Annotated in this window: 2 protein-coding genes; both read right to left on the bottom strand. The window is 64.7% G+C overall.

Translation table 11 applies throughout. The annotated features are described in order from the left end of the window. Positions 1-1,874, bottom strand: a 1,874-nt coding sequence (locus tag ABWP50_RS13370; RefSeq protein ID WP_353218483.1) for a TonB-dependent receptor, incomplete at its 3' end; no start/stop codon positions are given. Between the two features lie 114 nt (positions 1,875-1,988). Beyond that, on the bottom strand, positions 1,989-2,699 hold a 711-nt coding region (locus ABWP50_RS13365), incomplete at its 5' end, for a type I pantothenate kinase (protein WP_353218482.1).

Genomic DNA, 2,699 nt, shown 5'->3' with positions numbered 1-2,699 from the left:
GCCGCTTGCAGTTCGGCGGTGGCGGTCGGAAAGGCCGCGATCGGATCATCGATGCGCGTGTCGATGAAATTGGCGTTGAACACCAGATCCGTTTCTTCCCACGGCTTCAGGTTCAAGCCCAGTTTCCACACCCGGCGCGTGTCGTTGCGCAGGGCAGCATTGCCGCCGTCCAGCCGGTTGATATCCACGGTTTCGCCGCGAATGAAATCAAACACGCGCACGTTTGGCGTGATGATTGCCGGATCGCCCAACTGGCCAACGCTGGGCGCGCCTTGTTCACGGGTGAAGCTGGCGATGATGGCATAGCCGTCCTTGGGCTCCCAGTTCACGCCGGTGCCCCAGGCGATCAGCGTGCCGAAATCCGACAGCTTATCCACCGCGATATTGCCATTCAACGTCAATTTGCCGAGCGCCGACAGCACATTGTCGCGCACCGACGCGATTGGCAGATCGAAATTGGCCTGAAAATTGCCCTGCGTGCGCGCCAGATCGGCACTGGTCGCCACCCCGGCCCGCAGCGCGCGCGTATCCAGCGCCAGATGCTGCACCTGCGCCTTCAGCGACACCGCCACCGCGCCAGCCGGCAGCGCAAACGCAGTGCCATTCAGCAGCAGATCGGCGCTGGCATTGTCGGAAATGCTGCTCGCCGTGTCCGTCAACAGTGGCCCGGCCAGCACGCCGGCGCCAAATGGCGACACGGCGGTGCTGCCGGCCAATATTTGCGCCTGCACGGCGCTGGTGTCGATGCCGCGATCGATGCGCGTGCGGCTTTCGGCATGGTTCCAGTTGCCGGTGAGGTTCCAGCGCCATTTGCCGATATTGCCATCAAACACGCTGCCCAGCCGGCTCGACCAATTTTCGGCGTTGCGGCCCAGCGGGTCCGGCGCCTGGCGATTGACCAGCACGTCCCGCCCGAACGGCGAAAACGGGTTGTTGCCCGGCACAGTCAGGCTGGCGGAGGGCAGGCCGACAAAACTCTCGGTCTGCGTGCGCTCAATGCCGCCGGTCAGCGTGGCATTGCCCTTGCCGACAGGTCCAGACACGGTGCCGTTCAGGCTGGCGGTGCGGCTATCGGGCAACAGGCTGCGGAACGGGCGGATATCGGTGCTGTTCACCGGCGCGGCCAGAAATTGCGCCAGCGTCGGGCTTGCGGCGCCGTCCGGTATGCCCAGCACCGCCGGCCCGCCCGGCAGGATCGCAGCGCCCGGCACAATCGCGCTGATATTGCCGCCAATCGCGAATGGCCGGCTTTGCGGCGGCGTGGTGATGCGGCGTTCGGCTTCGGTCACCATCGTATCGATCTGCACTTCGGCTTCGATGCTGGTGCGGGTGCCGTTATTCAGCTTGAGCAGATTGACCTCCAGCTCGCTGGAAAAGCGCCCGCCGTCGGTTGGCCCGCCGATATCCAGCTCCCCGGTCCACGCCGAAAAGCGCGGGCGCAGCACGAAATTGATCACGCGCTGATCGGCGCGGAAACCGTATTTCAAGCTCACCTCTTCGGGCAGCACTTCAACGCGCGCGATGGCTTCGGGCGGAATATTGCGGATTTCGGCAAAGCCGGACACGCGCTTGCCATTGATCAGCACCGCCGGCGCGCCGCCGCCGCGGCCGCGGCCAGAGCGGGTTTGCGGCGCCAGCTCCCCCAGCAAATCGGTGATCGAACCAGCACCAATCGCGCGCAATTCCTGCGTGCCCAGCACCAGTTCCGGCTTGATATCACCCACCACCTGGCCGGGCAGCCGCTGGGTGGTGACGGTAATCGCCTCTTCCTCCTCCGGCGCGGCCTGAGCAACTTTCAGAGGCGGCGGCAGCACCTGTGCGGACACAATGGCAGCCGGCGCCGCTGCAGCCAGCAGCACGAAAAATGAGGTCATTCGGGTCAAACGGGCAGTCCTGTATTTGGCGGGGGCGGGCCGAAGGGATGATGTGAATGCCGTGCGCAGCCCCTAAAGGCTTTGGCAGCATGGCGAAACACCATGCGGCACTTACTACGCAGCCGCGCCGCCAATCCCCTGCAACAGCCAAAGATCATGATTGCCGGCCTTGTTGATCACCAGATCGGCCACCGGCCGGGCACGGCTGATATGGTCCAGCCAGTTGGGCCGGTTGATCGCCTGCCAGATACCGAGCGCAAACTGCTCGGCCTCCGCCGCGCTCATGTGGCGAAAGCGCGTGTAGAAACTCGCCGCATCATCCGCCGCCGCCGCCCACAATGCCATGAAGCGCGCCACATACCATTGGGCAATATCAGCCTCCGCCGCATCGATATAAATCAACAGATCCAGCGGCGGCCGTGTCCCATCATCAGCCGGCGCCAGGCCCAGCCCCTCCACCAACACGACATCCGCCCCGGCGATGCTGCGCGCCGCCGCCGGATCAACATCATAAAGACTGTGGCTATAGGCCGGCACCGTCACCGCGCCAGTTTTCAAGCCCGCCAACACCCCCGCCAACGCCGGCGCATCATAGCTCTCCGGAAACCCCTTGCGCATCAACAGCCCCTGCGCCTCCAACACCGCATTGGGCTTCAAAAAGCCATCCGTGGACAAAATCTCCACCCGGCCCGGCAACGCCGCCGCAATCTGCTGCGCCAACACCGTCTTGCCCACCGCCACCGATCCCGTGATGCCCACCACCAACGTCTCACCAGGCCGAAGGCGGGCGGCAAGGGTGCTGGCAAGCACGGCGGCGGTAATCTG

It is taken from the genome of Sandarakinorhabdus sp. (genome assembly GCF_040398645.1).
Taxonomy (GTDB): Bacteria; Pseudomonadota; Alphaproteobacteria; order Sphingomonadales; family Sphingomonadaceae; genus Sandarakinorhabdus.
Note: the sequence above shows the minus strand (reverse complement) of the source record. Positions and strands in the feature narration are given on the sequence as shown.